This window comes from Treponema sp. HNW (genome assembly GCF_050320395.1).
Lineage (GTDB): Bacteria > Spirochaetota > Spirochaetia > Treponematales > Treponemataceae > Treponema_C.
On the sequence record NZ_CP144459.1, the window covers coordinates 1,419,766 to 1,439,851 of the forward strand.

Below are 20,086 nucleotides of genomic sequence, written 5' to 3' on the forward strand. Positions count from 1 at the left end.
TCAATGATAATCCTCCCACTTAAGTGCTTCAGGATGATTGCAGGGTACGGTCGGAAAAATGGAAACATTATTGTGATGATTGCGCTGATTTTCCGGCGGCGGTTCCATATAGTTTTTAAATTCACAGCATAAAAAATTATGATAATCATTCGGTACGGGCGCCGGAAAGTTTTCAAAGTTCAACCTTTGCAGCGGGAAAATCCATTTATCGGGAAAATGAAAGTGCCATGAAGCAGGTAAATCGTATGCCCAGCAGTTTTTCGGTCCTACTAAACTTAAAATTTTTATCAGATATGAAAGTCCGGTATAATTTATAACATAATACAAAAGCCGGGCAGCTATGCGTTTAATGCGTTTTTTTATATCGATACCTTTGTAAATCGATGGAGGTGTATAGGGAGGAATAAGCATAAGGGGACGGGCCAGAACTCTTCTTCCTGCATGGCACTTTTTCATCGGAAAAATATCGATGTAAATACTGTTAAACATTTTATCGGCATCAAAGCCGTTATCAAGGCGTTTGGAAAAACGGTCGCGTAATTTTAAAAAATTAAAAGAAACGGTATCGTGATACACATCGTACGGAAACTCGCTTTGAGGAAGATTTTTATATTTTTCATAATCTTCAAGGGGCATGCATACGTCAAGATCGTCATCCCAAGGAATAAAGCCTTTGTGCCGTACCGCTCCCAATAAAGTGCCGCCGTCAAGCCAATAGGTAAGGCCGTGTTTTGTGCATATTGCATCGAAAATTTTAAGAAGGCGCAGCATTACAAGCTGTGCTTGCCGTAAAGGGTCCGTAGAATCAAGACGGTTGTCGGGGAAGGAAGAAGGGGCGATAATGGCGTTTTTTTTTGTAGATGAAAATTTTTTATCGGTGTACCAATTAAGTGCTTCTTTATGCGGGTATTTTTGTATAATATGAACTGCGCCCGAATGAAGCGGTGTTTGCTCTTCTTTAGGGGGGAGACTCATGTAATCACCGTAGCAACTGCGCAAATAGGTATCATAATCGCATGGAGCCGGGAAAACCGTATCTTCGAACCGAATCATTGAAAGAGGAAATATTATTTTTTTTAAATAAAAATGAGGCCACCATCTTTGAAAAGAAAGAGCGTATGAATAATATTTTTTTTCTCCTCTATTAAAAAAAAAGGCAAAAAGCGGGCATAAACCGCTGATATAAAAAAAGAAGGTTAAAATAAATTTTATAAAATTATAGGCCGTATTCTTTTCAGGCAACCCTTTATATTGAATGGTATACAGTATATGCGCATTTTTACGAAAAAAATCGGAAAAAGTATCCATAGGAAAAATGTCTATGTATACGCTGTTCAGCCAATTAACCGTTTTTCCCGATATGTGATCGATCGTGCTAAAGCGGTCACGGATTTTAATAAAGGGAAGCGGACGTTCTTTATCCGTTTTTTTAGTTTCCAAAAACAAATCATAAGGCAATTCCTGTTGTGCGATTTTTTGAAATCGTTTATAACTTTTTCGCGGCATACAAATATCCACGTCATCATCCCAGGGAATAAACCCTTTATGCCGTACCGCTCCCAACAAGGTACCGCCGTCAAGCCAATACGTAATATTGTGCTTTTTACATATAAAATCAATTATTTTCAACATTCTCAGTAAAACACACTGAGTTTGCTCAAGCGGATTTGTGTAATTAAGACGATTGTCGGGATATATGTTTTCAAAATCAATCATCCGTTTTGTCCTTGCTATTCGGGATAAGATTATAGTTTTCCATAATGTGTTGTACATTATTTTTAAAAGCCGTCAGTGTATAGACTTTACTTTTTTTTACAGCCGCTTCGGACATTTTTTTTAAAAGAGTGTTATCTTTAATAAGGCGCAGCGTTTTTTCCGTCAATTCTTCAATTGTATTCCACCGAAAACCGTTTACCCCGTCGTCTACTATTTCTTTTTGTCCCCCCTTATTTATAACGCAGGGAACAACACCGGCACTCATAACTTCAACGGTTGTCATACCGAAATGTTCAAGCTTTAAAGGATTTTTTTCTTCGTCAACACCGAATCCCATTGCATGCCAAAAAATTTCCGAATCGGTAATAATTTGTTTTATTTCATTCCAAGAAAGATTTTGACGAAATATAACTCTGTGATTTTTTGATTTTGCAGTAAGTAATTGCAAATATGCGGCCGATTCGGCATAGTCGGGACAATTGCCCGCTATAACAAGAGAATAATCGGGAAATTGATTTTCATTTTTAATAAATGCGTCCAACAATACATCTATTTTTTTATTTAAATCGATTCTTGAAAGAATAAGAATCTGTTTTTTTGTATCGGACCGTGCGGTATTTTGTATAGGTACGATGGGCGGATACAAAATACATTGTTTTGTTTTGTCTATTTGCCAATACTTATTGAGCCATGCCATGGTGAATTGCGAATTACAGGCAAACAGATCATACGCTTTTTTATATTTTATATCCGCATACCGCATTAGCGGGTATAAAAAAGGCATTTTTTTTAAAGTAGGAGATGCCTTTGTTCGTTTTTCGCAGGGGAAATGTATGATATGAATATTTTTTGTCCCGCGAAAAAAATGAAGATTATGAAAGGTATTTATAAATAAATCATATTCTTCGGATACTTTTTTATAACGGAAATTTGCTTTTAAACGTTCAAAAAACGAAAGTTCTTTTTTTTCTTTTATTGTAATTATATGTACGTTTTTCGGAAAAACGGATAAATATTTTTCTTCAAATCTTATTCGTTGTGCTTTTTCATCAAATATGTTTTCAAAACGGTTTGTTATAAAATCGAGCGAACAATGCGGATATAATTCGGATAGAATAAGACCGAGCCTGAGTGCGTAGGCATGGGCTCCTCCCACACTGTATAATAAATCCGGAGAATAAATACCTATTTTAAACATAACATACTCAGAATTTTTTTTACCGTACGTTTAAACAGTATTTGCTTATATTCCTTTTCGGGTAATATCTTATGATTGTGCATAATTTCGCAGCGTTCATAAAAAGAACGTGAGGTAGCTGTTGAACTACCTCCCGTTTTAAAGACGGTAAGAATTTCCGGAATAAAGATGAATTTTTTATTTAAAAGCGCTATTTTTATAAAGGTATTCAAATCGGATGCGCTTTTATATTTTGTATCAAAGCCGCCTGCTTCTTCGTAGACGCTTTTTCTGACAAAGGCTGCGCTGTGATGCATCATTTTACCTTCTTTAAGAAGGTAATCGGGGCTGTAAGAATACCATGAATGTGAATTACCGTCGGTCATATCGACAATACCGTAGAAAACATCACCGCCATTTGTATCGTAGGCATTCTTGACATTTTTTAAGGCATTTTCGGTATAAGTGTCTCCGCAGCCGAGAAAGGCGATAAAACTTCCCTTTGCAAGCGCAAGCCCCTTATTAAAAGCATCATATATTCCCCGATCTTTTTCCGAGATAAAACGGATACATGCATCCGAATGATTTTTTTGGAATGTTTTAACGACAGCGATTGTGTCGTCGGTTGATTCATTATCGATAATGATATGTTCAACGGATATGTCTTTTTGTGCATAAACCGATTCCAAGGTTACCGAAATACTGTCTGCTTGATTATATGAGGCGGTAATAACTGAAAAAAAAGGAGTTTTATTCATTTGCTTGATTTATCCGCGTGTTTAATACTTTTTTATAGGTGTTAGCATGTTTTTGTACGGTATCAACCGTATCAAAGTCTTTTTTCACCTTTTTAATACAATTTTTAGACAGTTCTTTTAAATTATCAAACATATATATTATACCCCTGTATAAATCTTCGGTATCGAAGGGCAATGCAAGATATCCGTTGTATTTATGTTCGATTATGTCGGGAATACCCCCGGTATTAAAGGCTGCAACGGGAACCCCGCAGCATATAGATTCAAGGCACGTATACGGAAGGTTTTCTATAACCGAGGGACAGACAAAAATATCGCAGCAATTATATATGGCGGAAAGTATAACCGGTGATGATATGTAACCCGTATAAAAAGCGGGAATATGTATTTCCGCCGGAAAGCCGGCATTTGCATTACCGAAAATAATAAGGTGATAATTATCGCTTTCTTTTATTTTTTTGAGTGTATCTATAAGATAACGTCCGCCTTTTAGAGAACGAGGATCGGTTATATCATTTGCTGCTCCGAAACCGATTATTTTTTTATCAAGAGGGATACTGAAAAGCTTTTTTATAAAACTCACATCAGCGGCCGGACAAAAAAGTTTTTTATCGATTATGTTCGGAATTACCGTGCAATCATGATTTTTAAACAAAGCACTTTTTTTTAAGCAATCGTGCTCCCAATTACTCGGAGCAATAAAATGTATCGGTATTTTTCGTAAATATCTTTTTTTTAATCTATATACGATTTTACATATATCAAATCCTTTGGTTGTAACAGGTTTATTTTTTGCCGCATATCCCGTTATAAAGCGGGTATCGTTTTCCAAAATATTAGGATGGTGTTCGGCTCCGCAAAACGGCCATGAATCATGCATTGTCCATACTATGGGTTTACGTATACGTGCTATATCACGGATGGAGATCATATTGTGATTTATCCAGTGCAAGTGTACAATATCGTAATCACTTTTGTTTATATCTTTTACATTGATACTTGTGTATAAATTAAGAGAATGGCTTATGTAATTTGTCGTTTCAAAATTTTTAACCAACGGATATTCAGACAGCATTTGTAACTTTTTCAAGACTTTTCTTATAAAAGTTTTTTTATAAGAAAAGTCTTGAATGAGAGGTGAGGGGGTTTGCTTATCCAATACGCCCAATGTAACTTCGTGACCTGCACTGTGTAATGCGTGTGCAAGCCGGTATGCCGCGACAGCAGCCCCGCCGTAAGAATCGGCGTAGTTAAGTAAAAGGATTTTCATCTTTTCGTATCTTTTTCCCATACATGAGAATCAAAAATCGATCCCGTAACGTTATATTCCGCATAGGATTGAGGAATAATTTGATTATATAATTCTTCAAGATTTAACATAAACGCATAGCACCGTGTTGAAGAATTATTTATGTCAAAAGAATGCGGAATGTCTAACATATTTCCGATAACACCGATTACATCTCCGTTTGAAAGTAGAGTTTTTGAATCGGTAACCATATCTCCTTTTTTATACGGAGGTTTTATCATAATTAAAGCATTGGAGCGGGAAATATGTAAAGGATCCATATCTTTTTTTACGGGAATATTGTTATCAAAACAATTATTACCGTGATCGGATACTATTGCAATAGCGGTATTATCATAGATGCCGTTTTCTTTAAGCCAATCAAACCATTTTATCGTATATTCAAAAAAGAGTTTTGCCGAATAATATGCAGCTGTTCCTGAATTAAAAGATTTTTCTATTTCATCCGGATACGAGTTTGTAACAATACTGCCGTCTTCTAAAATGCCGAACGGAGAATGAGTAAGTTCACTTCTGATAAATAAAGCTTTAGGTTTTGAATTCGATATTCCCGAAATTTCAGGAAGCAAATCCAGATAGCCGACCGAACGTAATGCCACAACTCTATGAAACGCAAATGTCAGTATTTCATTAAAAACAAGCCATCGTGAACTATCGTATAGCAGAGGTTTTATTGAATGCGGAACACTATTCAATAAACTTAACATCGGGAGTATTTTCTTTTTTTCCACATTTATGAAGCCGATATTATTGTTTTGCATATAGTATTTACCGTATATGTTCATTTCTCCCGTTTCTGCAGAAATTGATAACTTAGATACGTCATACCCTGCCTGTTGAAAAGTTTTATCAAAAATATCTGAAGCTTGCTTTTCCGCATCATAAACGGAAATATTATTCTCATTATTTTTTTTCGGAGCAAAATCCTGTCCCGCCCATAGTGCAGGTAATGATGTTTCCGTCCAGCCTGAAACGGACAATGAATCCGGGTAATAAGTAAAGCCTTCAAAAACAGTATTAAAATCGGGTATATCATTTTGTAAACGTTTTATATACTCGCTGTTACACATATCCGGAATAAGATAAATAAAGTTTACTCCCGTTTTTGAAAAGTTATGTATATCATAAACTTCCTGAGGCAGAGTAACTTTTTCCTGTTGTTTAACAGAGAAATTGTGTGTAAAAAGAATTTTGCTTTTTACTACTGTCATAGTAATGATACTTAATTGTACGGTAAATAGTATTAAAAAAAATATCCCTAAAAATTTTATTTTATATTTTACAGTATATATAATGAAGGCCAAAATCAGAAAACCTATAATGCAATCCGTCAAAAAACTTACTATGTGTATTTTTTTTAAGTATATGTCATTTGACATTGCAAATCCCGTTAAAACGCCCGCATCGTATTGTACAATATATGTATATACAATCTGTGTAACTAATAAAAATAATATAAAATAAAAAGTTGAATAAGTTATTTTTTTTTTAATAAAAAAAACTAAAGCTAAACAAGCGATTATAGCTGCAAACAAAAAAAACGAAAATACTAATATCTTAAAAAAACTTCCTCCTATTTCTGCAGGGCTTTGTACATAAAAGCGTATAGGATGAAGTATACATATATCAACTAACATGTATATAACCGCACAAACTATGTAATAAAATTCTCTTCGGCTTATAGTCTGTTCTTTGAGCGGAAATCGTATTGCGGTAAAAAAAAGATATATTATACAACATTCAAGTGTAAATTTGATAAAATCAATTCGGTGTAAACCGTTGACCGGTAATTTTAAAATATAAAATAAAGAGCAAAGCAAAATTAAAATAACCGTCGGAAAATGCAATATAAGAATTTTATATTTTTTATATAGAACTAAATAAATTGCAAGACTCAACATCGAAAAAGCCAATACATATTTTGAAAACTTCCAATAATTTATTATAATAAGTGCGGCTAAAATGACGGCTAAAAATACTGCATATCTTTGTAACAGTTCTTTTATAAATTGTTTTTCGGTACAGTCAGGTTTTAAATACGGCGTCTTTTTTCCCGTAAAAATATTTTTTAATAAGGAAAAAAAGTTATTCATTGTCCAATAAATTAATAGGGCAGAAGGACTGTTGTATAATAAAAAGAAAAATAAAAATGCAAAAACGAGCATTTGTATATTGTCTTTTAGCCTGAACGAACGTGAATACAAGATGCCGGAAAGTATATTGATAATCGTCATAACTACAGGCAGGATATTAATACCGTAACATAAATTATCCGGTAAACCCAAATCCGCAATTAACGAAAACGATTTTCCGGTAAACTCGGAATATTTGGAAATCACATTATATGCGGCAAAAAAAAGCGGAATTTGAATTAATAATCCCAATGATGTTTTTATAGTATACCAGGACTTATATCCGTATATTTTATATGCGCTCTGCGTAAGATAAAAAGCTTTTTGCCCGCTGAATACTTTTTTGATTTCATTCAAATCATTTTGCATTGCAGCTTTAAGGACTTTTTCTTCGTCTCTCCATTTTTCGGCAATCCGGTACAACGGGTAGAGCAGTAAGGTAACTGTTGCACTCATACATATTAGTGAAAAGCCGTAGTTATGGGTAAGACGAATCCAAATCTTTAAGATTAAAGATAAGATATATTCAATGGGAAATAAAAAACTCATGCTAATTCCTTTTCAAGTTCACAGATTGCCGTATATGCAGCTTGTCCTGCACAGCCGAAATTATATAAAGGATTTGTTACGGTTTCCCTTTTATGTGCCGCATCTTTGACGATAAGATGTATGTTTTCAACATCATCAACAGTTAAAGTGCGGCTGATTTTTTTTATTTCGGGAATATCAAATTGATTATGTGTAATATTATTAACTTCATATCCTTCATACTCCGATTTGTCCGCAGCAAGTAATATAGGTTTGTCGGATAAATATGCATAATCAAAAATCATACCCGAAAAGTCCGCAATAAGAATATCAGAATTTATTATTGCATTGATACACGTAGGACTCACATCAAAGGATACGGATTGTAGTTTGTCATATTTTTTATGCAGCCGCTCGGCTATTTTTTTGTGGGAAACATAAGTTTGAGGATGAAGGCGCAGTATTACTTTAATATTATGTGCAATAAGCGTGTCAATTATTTTTATGCCGTATGTAAAAAGTGAACTTCTGTTTTCTCCCCATGTCGGTGCATACAGTACTGTGAAGTCATTTGATCTTCGTATGCCGCTTTTAACATTTTTTATAAATAAGTCAAAGTATGTACAGCCTACATTAAAATATCTTTTTTGCGGTAAATTCCGTGACTCATCCAGTTCTCTTTGTCCGGCTTCGCACATTTTGCACGTACTCAAGACAGTATCATAAAAACTCAGTGCATATTTTTCATAAAAATCAACTCCGGTCGGCGAATGAAATAAATGCACATAGTTTTTAACTCTGTTTGAGCGTTTCCACATATAAATATCAAGATGCGGAGTGGTAGATATTACAATATCGGCATTTATTTTATTCATATAGGCAATCGTAAAATTTTGATTACTCGGACAATACACTTCAAAACAGTCGTTTTGTATTTCAAATGCGGGATCGTCTTTCTCGGGCGTAATATAGGTAATTTTTTTATCAGCATAAATGAACTGCTCTATTAGAGGAAAAAATACATTCCAATATTTTTTACCTTCCGAATATATAATAATGTTTGAATGTTTTGTCCGTACATTTGCTTTACCTGTATATATAAAAGAACTTACAGCATACCAAAGAGAACGAAGGAAAAAAAAGAATGTAGCGGTTATTCCGAATAAAGCATAAACTAAAAGACTGCCCGTTCCGGGATCCAAGTAGGCATACACTACAGCGGGAAACAACAAAAAATAAAGAAAATAAAAAAAATGCATTGTATGCAGCTGCTCCTATTTTGTATATATTTGTTTAAAGCAAAGAATAGGAAAAAATAGATACAACCTTTGCCGATAGGCATAATTTATTATTGGTATTTTTATCTCTGCCAATCATTTATTTTTTCAATCACATACTTTACCTGTTCATCTGTCAGCATAGGACTCATAGGAAGACTGACCACTTCCGCATGTATTTTTTCTGTGATAGGCAGATTAAGACATGCAAATTCTTTATATGCCGTTTGCTTATGAGGAGGAGTAGGATAATGAATAACCGTTTCAATTCCGTAATCTTTTAAATAGTCAATAAAAGCTTTTCTGCTTTGAACTCGAACAGAGTAAATATGCCAAACATGTTCTTCCTTTTTATGAATAAGGGGTAAAATTACTTCTTTATTTTTAATACCGGCATTATACATTTCGGCAATTTGTCTTCTTCCGGAATTATCCGAATCCAACCGTTTTAATTTTACGGAAAGAACCGCTGCCTGTATTTCATCAAGGCGGGAATTCTCTCCTTTTAATTCGTGAACATATTTAATTGAAGAACCATAGTTTGCAAGCTTACGTATAATAGCAGCCAATTCATCATCATTTGTGGTTACACAGCCCCCATCTCCCAAGCAGCCCAGATTTTTACCCGGATAAAAACTAAAGCCTGCTGCATCACCAAAGCTGCCGCTTCTTTTGCCGCCTATTTGCGCACCATGGGCTTGAGCTGCATCTTCAATGACTTTCAGATGATGTTTCTGTGCAATTTCTGAAATTGCATTCATATTGCATAATCTGCCGTACAAATGCACCGGCATAATTGCTTTTGTTTTCGAACTTATTTTATCTTCTATTTTTTTTACATCAATTAAATAATCATCGATATTCGGCTCAACAAAGATAGGCATTAAATTTTCTGCACTAACTGCAAGAATGGTAGCTATAAAAGTATTTGCAGGAACAATAATTTCATCACCTTCATTAAACACACCAAGAAGCTTATAAGCACGGAGAATTAATTTTAAAGCTTCAAGACCGTTTCCTACACCAATACAATGCTTAGTACCGCAATAATATGCAAAGCTTTTTTCAAAGGCGGCACATTCTTCACCATGAATGTACCAGCCCTTTTTGACAACTTCATTTATTTTTTGAGAAAGAATCGGTTCAAAGCTTTCAGTGATAGCCTTTAAAGATAAAAAAGGGATTTGCATAAGAAACCTCTTATTTTTTTACCTCAATAAATATTTCCGACCCCCATATCAGGCATATATTTTACCATATTATAAAGTCCGTCAAGTAAATTTTTATTTAATATACCGATATCCATAAGCTGTTTCATTTGAGCATGGGTAAACGGTTTTATAAAATAAGAACCTTTATTTATAACCTTAAAACCTGCACTTTCGACCATATTAATCAGCATATTCATATCAAAATTGGTATGTTGCTGAAAATGTATGTTGTTTTCGGACTTATCATATTCATCTTTTATAAGTCCGCTTTCCTTTGCAAGAAGACGATGAAAAGAATTAACATTGGGCACATTGATGTGCACAATAGTCCTATCATCTACACATATATTAAAAATATTTTTTAAAAGTTCTTCAGGCTGCTCAACTTCGTGCAATAAACTGGAGCATACGATATAATCAAATTTATATTCCAATAATTTATTTTCAATGTTTTCAAAAAAGTCATTATAACAAATTACATTAGTCAGCTCTTTTTCGTGTTTTAAATTTTCAGCATTTTTAAAAAAATCCGAACAAGGCTCTACCAGCACATATTTTTTATACTGATTAAAAAATAAAAATAAAGGCTCCATACCGCAGCCTATTTCCAATATTGTTGGGGGGGGAACATTATCTAAACAATTTAAAATTATTTTTCTCCGGTAATTTACTTGAATTGCTTCAAAATCATTACTTGAATTATAATCGTTTCCATATTTTTCTATATCACGCATATCATCTCTCCTGTAATCATCTAGTTACTGCGATAATTTTTTATAAAAAGTTTTATTTAAAGAATATGTACTGCCGTAAGATTCTTTATTTTTTAATAAACCTTGATTAAGTGTATGTCCAAAATCCTCAGTTGAGATACCCCATGAGATTTTTTTGTAATTTATTTTTTTTGCTTCAATTATCATAGAGTAGTACATAAAACTCATAGGACTTAATTTTGCAAATTCTTCCTTAGCGCATAAGTACTGAGTATGTATAGTTCTTGTTTTTGGAAAATAAAAAACTACCGCCCCTGCAATCATATCATCTTTCAATGTACACTTAAAAAATGAAATATTTTCCGCAATATATTTTTCTTTTAATGCAATCAATTCATTTAACGAATGAACGGGAATGGTTGCATATTTTTTTAAATTTAAGCTTATAAGTTCATGTAATAATTTTATCTCGTTATCCGACTCTATTTTTTCACATTTCAATCCCAGTTTCAAGCAATTATTTATATTTGTTCTTTTCCCCTGTGAAAAATTCGCAAGAATATTTTCATTATAATTTTCTAAATCTACATATGTATTCAGTTCCGAATACTGTTGATAATTTTTATAATATAAGAGATATTTCAAAAGAGCAGGATTTTCAATAGATAAAATATCCGGAGTTATTTTTAAATAAACCGAAGTAAAACGATTTTCCTTTAAATACTGTTCAAAAGTTTCAATTATTTCCAAAAGACTGTTACCGGAATAGTGCTTTTTATCGATAATTATTCCGCCGTAAGTTGAGCCCTTATGTGAAAAAAAACAAGAGGAATCTTTTGGACCCTTGCAAGCAGGAATGACTGCTGCCAAGTTGTTTTTCTGACTAAAGATTAGAAGAGAAAAATCTTCAAACCGCTCTTTCGGATGATAATTTAAAAATTTTCGGCTTTGTAAAAAAGTTCCGTTTATCGATTTATTTAATACAAAATCGTCCCAGAGCTCTTCATAACTGTCATTATATTTTTCGATTCTAAACATTATCCTGCCTGTATTTCAAAAATTCATCATAATTGCGAATATAATCATCTTCGGTATAATATTCCGACGCAAGAACAAGGGCTACAGAACCAAATGAAAAATCGGTAAGATTTCTCCAAATACCGGGAACAATAAGCAAGCCTTGCGACGGCTTATTTAAAAATAATTCTTTTTTACTTTTACCGTCATCAAGCTCAATTTTAAAAGAACCGGAAGCGGCAAGAATAAGTTGAAATAACTCCTTGTGAGCATGAGCACCCCTATCTTGTTTTTCAATAATTCCATAAAGATAATATATACGCTTAACACCAAACGGAAGGATACTTCTATCATTAAGACAGGTAAGATTGGATTCCGCTTCTTTAGGCAATTTTAAAAGTTTGCAATCATCAACAGAATACGGCATTAGACTTTCCTCATATTAAATTTTTCCGTTGAAGATATAATCAATACCGCTGTATTTTCCGCAAATCGTAATAAGGTAAAATCGGTATTTTTAGCGATGTACATTCCCTTATTTGCATTTTCCAAAAATACGCCGCCTATAAAATCATAACTGCCGTCATTACCGAATAAAAAACTTCCTGAAAGTGCAACAAAAAAGAATTGTGTATTCTTATTATCCGTAAATTCATATTGCTCATCAGTGTCGTATATATTTAGAAGGTTTACACCCTTAATTTCAAATGGAATATGATTTTCACTTTCAAAAAAAGAAAGACAGCCTCTTTCATCTCTAATTTTAGGCAAATCAATTTTTTCCATTATCGAAACCTCTAATTTTATAAACTGAATATTTTTTTAATAAAATCTCTTATACTATTGTAAAGGATTTTTTTATGTGTTAATTTTACCATACTGTTTTTTGCACATTCTTTGTATAAATTGATATAATCTTTGTACTGGAAATTAAAAGTATTGTTTTTAAAAAAATCTTGATTTGTTTCTAAGTATGTAATAAGCCTTTCAAATGCCCATGAACTTAATAATTCATCTTTGTTTTTTGATATTTCCAATAAAAACATAAATTTTAGTTGCTCGGCTTGGTATTTTTTTAATTGAGGAAAAATATGTATCATCAATGGCGGTTGCAAATTTAAAAAATTATCCAAAATAATTTTTCTTTCAATATTATAATTTTTATAAAACCAATGTGTATCACTACTTAAATTCTCACCGGCATCACAAAACCGTCTATAAAGCACCGTAGGTTTGGTAATCATATCGATTTCTCCATTAACCATACATCGGATATTTAAATCATAGTCATGTGTCATTGTAAGAACCTCATTAAAGGGTTTTATCTTTTTAAAAAGTTCCTTTTTAAAAGAAATACCCGGAGAAGGTACTCTATTACCCATATAAAATAAGTCATTTAATAATTTAAACCGATCGGTAAAAGGAGATGTAATTATTTGGTCTAAATATTCGTTATTTTCATTGATAACTTGTAAGGAGGTATATATTGTATTAACTTTATTATTTCGATTGAATTTATCTATAACTATCTCCAAATGTTCAGGGAGCAAAAGATCATCGCCGGCAATTAAAGTTATATATTCCGTATTTGCTTTTTCAATTCCATCATTAAAAGTTGCCCCCGGCCCCCAATTTCGTACATGCTTAAAATAGCGAATTTTATCCGACAAGTATTTTTGCACAACAAGTTCAGTATTATCTTGTGAGCAATCATCAATTATAACAATCTCAAACTTTTGATAAGTTTGGCTTAAAACACTTTCAATAGTCTGAGAAATATAATCCGCTTTATTATATGTAGGAATTATTACTGTTATGCCCGCCTGCATTATCTGAACTCCACAATTTTATTTTTATTCTTACTCTGAAATTGTATTATATATATGAGTTTGTATAAAAAGTCGGCAGGAAAAATTATCATGCTGAAAAATATTTTTATAAAGCCTTTTATTTTAGAAAAAAATGTTTTCCTGTTTCGCAACGTCATACAATTTAAATATAAGAGAGAAAACAGAAAAGCACCTTTAAATTTGGAAAAAGGAAGCCTGCCTGTTTTTTGAAAAATTATTGCTTGTTTGCGTATATCTTCAATAATTACGCCGCTTCCAATTTCATCTTTAGATTCAAAGCACCTTATTTGTTCTTCGGAATAATTGTAGCAAAATTCCGAAAGTTTTTTTTCTATCTTCCTTATATCGCCGGCATATTCTGGATGTTTTCTAAACACTTGTGTATTTGTACGAGATTTTTCCGGAATAAATACTTGACCTTTTTTAATATGTTCATCATCAGTTAAACTTAAAAAAGTTTTTATTCTTACTAAACTTTCTTCATACTTATATATCAAATCTTCAAATCTTAACTGTAAAATTTTTTCAGGGTATGCCGCGTTGCACTCATTACAAGAGCGGTATGTTTTAAACCAGTCTATATATGAATCAACATTCCATGTAGGAAGATAAGGCTCCCCCTTATAAACTTTACTTAAAATATATAGGTCTCTAGGGTCTCTATCGACAATAATAAATTTTGCATTTGTATACCAATTAAGTTCCTGTACGGCAGTTTCCGGACGGAACATAGCATCAACAAGTACAAATCTTTGTTTTTCTCCGGTAATATTAAAAAGTTTAGCAGTATACTCCTGAGTCTTTGTATAAAAGTCATCTGTAAATTTACCATAATATTGATTTGCAACCTGCTGAAAAGACGGCTCCCAATGATACTGCTCATAAAGATTATAAGCATTTTTGTATAATGAATTAAATAAAGCCTTTGCTTTAACAAAGTTATTTTGCTCTTTTTTTGAAATAAAAAAAGAGTCTCTTTCGGAATAACTTCCGCCAAGCCATACTCCTGTTACGGAATTTATATATTCATTTGTAAGTTTTATAAAATTATCCGTACCGAAATTTTCAGCATAAAATTTATCTTTTGACAGAGTGTATGCTTGATAAAGCATTTCTTTAACAGCTGCATTTACATAAAGCTGATTTTTTAAAGCTGTTTCCAAGGGGAAAATAGTATTTGTAAAAAATTTACATTCAAATTCGGCCCCGCCCCTTAAAAGTTTTATGCATTTGAATTCTTCGAGTATATTTGTTACGGCAGAACTTCCTGATTCACCAAAACCTGTAACCCCTATTATTGTAAAGTTACTATATTCTGACATCAATTACCCTCCTATAAAATTCTATTTAATAAACGGTACGGAACACTATACATCTTTGATAAACAAACCTATACTCAAATAAAAATTTTCCGAGATGAATTTTCAAGCATTCCATATATCTTATGGGCAAAATAAATATCATGCAAAGCAATTCCGACATTATATGAAATAATCCTTTGACAATCATTTTGCCGTCCTTTACTTTCATCTTTTATAACATTCACAAGTTCATCATAATATTTAAAATTATCACATCAACTATAATAATCAATTATGCTCTCTAGTGTATTGATACCAAAATTTTGCGGTATCGATGTAAACTTTAAATCTTTGCCACAAAAACTATTATTTAAGTAATATTCTTTTTGGAAAAGATTCGCATACCATTTCAATACTTCATCAATGGTACAAGTAGGAACGTCAGCAATTAAACTAAAGGCTTTTATAACACACAACCCAAAAGGGAAGTCTTCAGTAAAATATCTTGAATTTCCATCCAATACATAGTATCCATCACCATTAGAAATTAAAGGTGATACAATATTAGATAAGCTTGAAATACTTTTAATTTTATTTGTCATACCTTCTACAGAGTATGCTTCATAATGATCTTTTAATGAAACAACCCCTGATAAGTTTATTCCTTTTTCTGTAAAAACAGAACAGATCAATTGAAGTTCGCTATCCATTTTTAATAATATATCAGAAGCAATATCAGTCCATTCTTTATAAAAGAAAATCTGCTCATTTATTTTTGTATTTAAATTTGAATATTTAAACATAGTATACAAACGTGATGTATGTAGTAAAGGATTTGAAGGTGTCAATGTAGCGGTGAGATAATTTAGTAATGATTCGCACGGTATCTTTAATAGCTCTGACATTAATAAAGATATATCATTTAATTTGTTCGTAGGTTTTAACATTGCAAGACGTACTTTATGCTTTTTAGAATAGACAACATAATTATCTGATAGTGATATTCTGGAAACAAAAGGCGTACGATCAAATCCACAAATTATATTTCCTGACAAGTGTAAAGTTTTTGCATAAAATTCTTTTCCTCCAACACCAGGTACAAAACAAATAATAGCAGATTCTTTTATTACTACCTTACTAATAACAACGTCTATTAAAAATGAAGGCACCGTTATAAAAACAACATCGATATCACACAACCCCTTAGAATAATCGTCAGTTACAAAATCAAGTTCTGAATGCATAATTTTTCCCGTCATCGAATCAACTGCTGACAGTATTCTAGATATCTCATTAGAACGAGAAGTGATAAGACGCACTTTAATTTTTGTATTTTGGTAAATTTCATTGGCAAGAGCTAAACCAATATTTCCGGCACCAATTACAGCTATTTTCATCTATAATGTAAAATTATCCCTTTAGTATAGTATAACACTGTATGAAACAAAATATTCTATAAAAAATTACAATAGTATATTATCTCCTGGTTTTACTCTTTTGAAAACCGGCTCAAAAATAAATAAATATATTACAAGTACAAATTTTCATCTATGATAAATATAACTATCTATGTCTATCACTGTATCTATCTTATTGAAGTAGTATAAAAGACACTATCATATTCTTTTGTTTCTTCATATATCACTCAAAGCATACATATTAAGAAGAACTATATTTATGATAATAAAATCTCCAGTATTTTTTCCGAAGCATTCATGCCGGAAAAATATAAATCATTTAATTGTTTAATTTTTTTTTCCAGCGGATGTTTACCTTCTCTAATAGAATTTAGAGTTTCAAAAAGCACCTCTTTATCCGATACTGTATAAAAGCCTTTTGAAAGGTCTTCTCCAAAGTCATTAAAAATATTTTTTTTGTGTGTATAAATAATCGGTTTCTTCATAGGAAAGAATTCATACATTAAAGAAGTAATATCAGCTATTAATATATCCGCTTCATTAAAGCTGGACAAATAATTACTTGATATATCCAGTATAAATTTTTCTCCGGAAAATTTATTTTTAATGTCATTAACTTCATTTAATGTCAATTCTCCGGTTGCTATAAAATTTTGAAAAGCCAAAGGGTGCGGGCGAAAAATTAATCTAATATTTTCATTTTGTTCCGTATACTTTACAAGCGAATCATAATAATCAAAGAATGTGCATACCCCTTCTTTTGTATTCCATCTTGGTGTCCATAATATTGTAAAATATTTTCCTCTTTCTGAACACTGATAGTTTTTATATAATTGTTCAATTTTTGTCGAACCCGCTGTAATTACATTTTGATTTGCAATAGCCGTACCCCTATCCTGTAATGAGCTAATTAAATTATTTTTATGAATTTCAGTTTCAACAAAACAAAAAGAAACATCATTAAAAAAATCTACAGGGTGAATAGTTTCTTCTATTTCTCCTTTCGTTATAGACACTCCATAAGGCAAATAGCATATCTGAGCAAACTGACAGACATAACTACTTTTCAATGTATCAGGATACATGCCGTTATATGGCGCTTGATAAAACACATAATCAGGATGTAAATTAAATATATCAATCCATGTTTTTGTTTTTTCATTATAGCCATAAATATATGGAATACCAATACTGTCAAGATATTCCCGCAAACCGTCATCTTTATATGTGCCGGCAGGCACGGTTGAATGCGCATACGGAATAACTAAAACGGTAATATTAATTTTTTCAGATTTACTAAATGTTTCATATATAGATTGAAACATTAACCATGTTGCAGGCTCAAATGCAATTAGAACAACATTTAATTTCTGCCGATTCATTTTTTTCAAAAGGATTCTGTTTTCCGTAATCATTCTTGTCTGATAATATTCACTATTGGAATATACTTTATTAAATAGTGAATTGAAAACAGCATTGATTTCTTTTAATTTTTTGATCACTCGTTTCATAATTATTATACTATACTCCAATTTTCTTTTGTATATAAAACCGTATTCCGATTTTTATACATAGGAAATTTTTGCTCATCTGCGTCTATTTCAATAGGAATCTCAATAGTATCATAGTCTATAATATATGAAATATTTTTTATTGAAGACAAAACTTCAATTCTATATTTTCCGGGCATCAATTCTTTGGTAGGTAATTCGGCAATAACAATATTTTCCCCTTCTTTTAAACATTCTCCTATATCCTTACCGCTGTCGGAAAAAGCCGATTCTATTACTTTGATTCCATATTCATTATAAATTATATAATACAAGGTCAAAAGAGGATTTTTTTCTTTAATAGAAAGATTAAATTTAAGAAAATAAGTTTTACCTTGTATTATTATTTTTTCAGGGATATTGGAAGACGAATCATTTGTAATTTTAATATTATTTATCGTAATAAAATCATTTTTAATGTTATGTATATTATTCCAAACATAAGAATCCGATAATTTTATAACATTTAAATTCTGATATTTTCCAATAGTCTCATCAATATTGTCGCTTGTAAATTTCAACTCTCCCTTCTCAAGAATCATCCCTCTATTACATAAACTCTTTACCGCCGTCATATTATGACTCACAAACAAAACTGTTCTGCCTTGTCCGGAACTCAATTCATTCATTTTTCCCAAAGCTTTTTTTTGGAATTCCGCATCTCCTACCGCCAAGACTTCATCGGCAATTAAAATTTCCGAATCGAGGTGGGCTGCAACGGCAAAAGCAAGCCGCACATACATACCGCTTGAATAACGCTTTACGGGTGTATCTATGTGCTTTTCAATTCCCGAAAAATCTATAATTTCGTCAAGTTTACGGTCTACCTCCTTTTTCTTCATGCCGAGGATAGCGCCGTTAAGATAGATATTTTCGCGGCCGGTTAACTCACCGTGAAAGCCGGTTCCTACTTCCAAAAGACTTGCAACTCTGCCGCGTATCTTTACCTGGCCTTCGGTCGGTGCGGTTATTCTGCTCAATATTTTAAGCAGTGTTGATTTTCCGGCGCCGTTTTTTCCGATAATTCCGACCCTGTCGCCCTGTTTGATTTCAAAATTCAAGTCCTTCAGCGCCCAAAAACCCTCTATTGTTCCGTCATATTTATCACCGATTTTGGAATGAGGATCAATTTTACCGCGTTTTCGTGCAATCCATGATTGAATGTCACGAAAAAGGGTTCCGTTGTTTATAACACCGAGTCTGTAATATTTTGAAAGCTGTTCGGCCTTTATTGCAATATCGCTCACACCCGCTCTCCTATGTATTTCAAATACTCGCCGTATTCGGTTTTATATCCTTCGGCCGTTTTTAAAAGAAGGGCCTTATCAATCCAGCCGTTTCTGTATGCGATTTCTTCTATACATGACACATACAGCCCTTGGCGTTTTTGAATCGTTGCAATAAAGTTTGCCGCTTCCAACAGTCCATCGTAAGTCCCCGTGTCCAGCCATGCCATACCGCGGCCTAAAAGTTCAACGTAGAGCTTTTTTTGTTCAAGATAGGCGTTGTTTACCGCAGTTATTTCGATTTCGCCGCGCGCCGAAGGTTTTACGTTTTTTGCAATTTCAATCACATCGTTATCGTAAAAATATAAACCGGGAACGGCGTAATTGCTTTTAGGCTGAGCGGGTTTTTCTTCAAGCGATAATACGCGGCCCGTTCCGTCGGCGGCAAATTCGACGACGCCGTATTCTCTCGGATCTTTTACATAGTAGCCGAAAATCTTTGCCCCGCCGTTTTCGCTGACGGTACGCGCGGCGGTTTTAACGGTTTCTCCGAAGCCCTGACCGTAAAAAATATTGTCTCCGAGCACAAGGGCAACCGAATCTTTACCGATAAAGTTTTCGCCGACAATAAAGGCGTCCGCTAAACCGCGCGGTGTATCCTGCACGGCGTACTCAAAAGACATCCCAAGCTGCCTGCCGTTTGCAAACAGTTCTTTAAAAAGCGGTGTGTGACGCGGTGTCGATATAATCAGCACTTCCCGGATTCCGGCAAGCATAAGAACCGATAGGGGATAATAAATCATCGGCTTATCGTATAAGGGAAGAATCTGCTTTGATACGGCCTTTGTAATAGGGTAGAGCCGCGTTCCCGCGCCGCCTGCTAAAATAATACCTTTCATATTT

The 20,086-nt window shown here is 33.1% G+C and carries 17 protein-coding genes; all 17 read right to left on the reverse strand.

The features are described from left to right. Positions 1-1,716, reverse strand: coding sequence for a LicD family protein (locus V1L52_RS06515; RefSeq protein ID WP_428768074.1), 1,716 nt, complete (start codon positions 1,714-1,716; stop codon positions 1-3). Further along, the gene (locus V1L52_RS06520; protein ID WP_428768075.1) at positions 1,709-2,914 is read right to left on the reverse strand and encodes a glycosyltransferase family 4 protein; all 1,206 of its coding nucleotides are present in this window, start codon (positions 2,912-2,914) and stop codon (positions 1,709-1,711) included. Before V1L52_RS06520 ends, V1L52_RS06515 begins: the two co-directional genes overlap by 8 nt. Beyond that, positions 2,902-3,651, reverse strand: a complete 750-nt coding sequence (locus V1L52_RS06525; protein WP_428768077.1) for a glycosyltransferase family 2 protein — start codon at positions 3,649-3,651, stop codon at positions 2,902-2,904. Before V1L52_RS06525 ends, V1L52_RS06520 begins: the two co-directional genes overlap by 13 nt. Further along, complete coding sequence (locus V1L52_RS06530; RefSeq protein ID WP_428768079.1) at positions 3,644-4,942, reverse strand: glycosyltransferase; 1,299 nt, start codon at positions 4,940-4,942, stop codon at positions 3,644-3,646. Before V1L52_RS06530 ends, V1L52_RS06525 begins: the two co-directional genes overlap by 8 nt. Continuing rightward, positions 4,918-7,641, reverse strand: a complete 2,724-nt coding sequence (locus V1L52_RS06535; RefSeq protein ID WP_428768081.1) for a YidC/Oxa1 family membrane protein insertase — start codon at positions 7,639-7,641, stop codon at positions 4,918-4,920. The genes V1L52_RS06530 and V1L52_RS06535 overlap by 25 nt, the downstream gene beginning before the upstream one ends. Next, positions 7,638-8,879, reverse strand: coding sequence for a CDP-glycerol glycerophosphotransferase family protein (locus V1L52_RS06540; RefSeq protein ID WP_428768082.1), 1,242 nt, complete (start codon positions 8,877-8,879; stop codon positions 7,638-7,640). The genes V1L52_RS06535 and V1L52_RS06540 overlap by 4 nt, the downstream gene beginning before the upstream one ends. A gap of 101 nt (positions 8,880-8,980) precedes the next feature. Continuing rightward, on the reverse strand, positions 8,981-10,087 hold the full coding sequence (locus V1L52_RS06545; RefSeq protein WP_428768084.1) for a DegT/DnrJ/EryC1/StrS family aminotransferase: 1,107 nt from the start codon (positions 10,085-10,087) through the stop codon (positions 8,981-8,983). 23 nt (positions 10,088-10,110) lie between these two features. Continuing rightward, entirely contained in the window at positions 10,111-10,842 is a 732-nt protein-coding gene (locus V1L52_RS06550) for a class I SAM-dependent methyltransferase (protein WP_428768086.1), read from the reverse strand. A 24-nt stretch (positions 10,843-10,866) separates the two neighbouring features. Continuing rightward, positions 10,867-11,859, reverse strand: a complete 993-nt coding sequence (locus tag V1L52_RS06555) for a GNAT family N-acetyltransferase (protein WP_428768088.1) — start codon at positions 11,857-11,859, stop codon at positions 10,867-10,869. Then, positions 11,852-12,265: a sugar 3,4-ketoisomerase gene (locus V1L52_RS06560; protein WP_428768090.1), complete on the reverse strand. Its 414-nt coding sequence runs from the start codon at positions 12,263-12,265 to the stop codon at positions 11,852-11,854. Before V1L52_RS06560 ends, V1L52_RS06555 begins: the two co-directional genes overlap by 8 nt. After that, entirely contained in the window at positions 12,265-12,624 is a 360-nt protein-coding gene (locus V1L52_RS06565) for a WxcM-like domain-containing protein (RefSeq protein WP_428768092.1), read from the reverse strand. Before V1L52_RS06565 ends, V1L52_RS06560 begins: the two co-directional genes overlap by 1 nt. Positions 12,625-12,641: 17 nt before the next feature. Further along, a complete protein-coding gene (locus V1L52_RS06570) occupies positions 12,642-13,667 on the reverse strand; it encodes a glycosyltransferase (RefSeq protein ID WP_428768094.1) in 1,026 nt (341 codons plus the stop codon). Further along, entirely contained in the window at positions 13,667-15,010 is a 1,344-nt protein-coding gene (locus V1L52_RS06575; RefSeq protein ID WP_428768096.1) for a sulfotransferase family protein, read from the reverse strand. The genes V1L52_RS06570 and V1L52_RS06575 overlap by 1 nt, the downstream gene beginning before the upstream one ends. 254 nt (positions 15,011-15,264) lie before the next feature. After that, a complete protein-coding gene (locus tag V1L52_RS06580; RefSeq protein WP_428768098.1) occupies positions 15,265-16,386 on the reverse strand; it encodes an NAD/NADP octopine/nopaline dehydrogenase family protein in 1,122 nt (373 codons plus the stop codon). Between the two features lie 278 nt (positions 16,387-16,664). Next, positions 16,665-17,918, reverse strand: coding sequence for a CDP-glycerol glycerophosphotransferase family protein (locus V1L52_RS06585; RefSeq protein WP_428768100.1), 1,254 nt, complete (start codon positions 17,916-17,918; stop codon positions 16,665-16,667). 5 nt (positions 17,919-17,923) lie between these two features. Continuing rightward, positions 17,924-19,204, reverse strand: a complete 1,281-nt coding sequence (locus V1L52_RS06590) for an ABC transporter ATP-binding protein (protein WP_428768102.1) — start codon at positions 19,202-19,204, stop codon at positions 17,924-17,926. Next, on the reverse strand, positions 19,201-20,082 hold the full coding sequence (gene rfbA / locus V1L52_RS06595) for a glucose-1-phosphate thymidylyltransferase RfbA (protein WP_428768104.1): 882 nt from the start codon (positions 20,080-20,082) through the stop codon (positions 19,201-19,203). The genes V1L52_RS06590 and rfbA overlap by 4 nt, the downstream gene beginning before the upstream one ends. Positions 20,083-20,086: the final 4 nt, after the last annotated feature.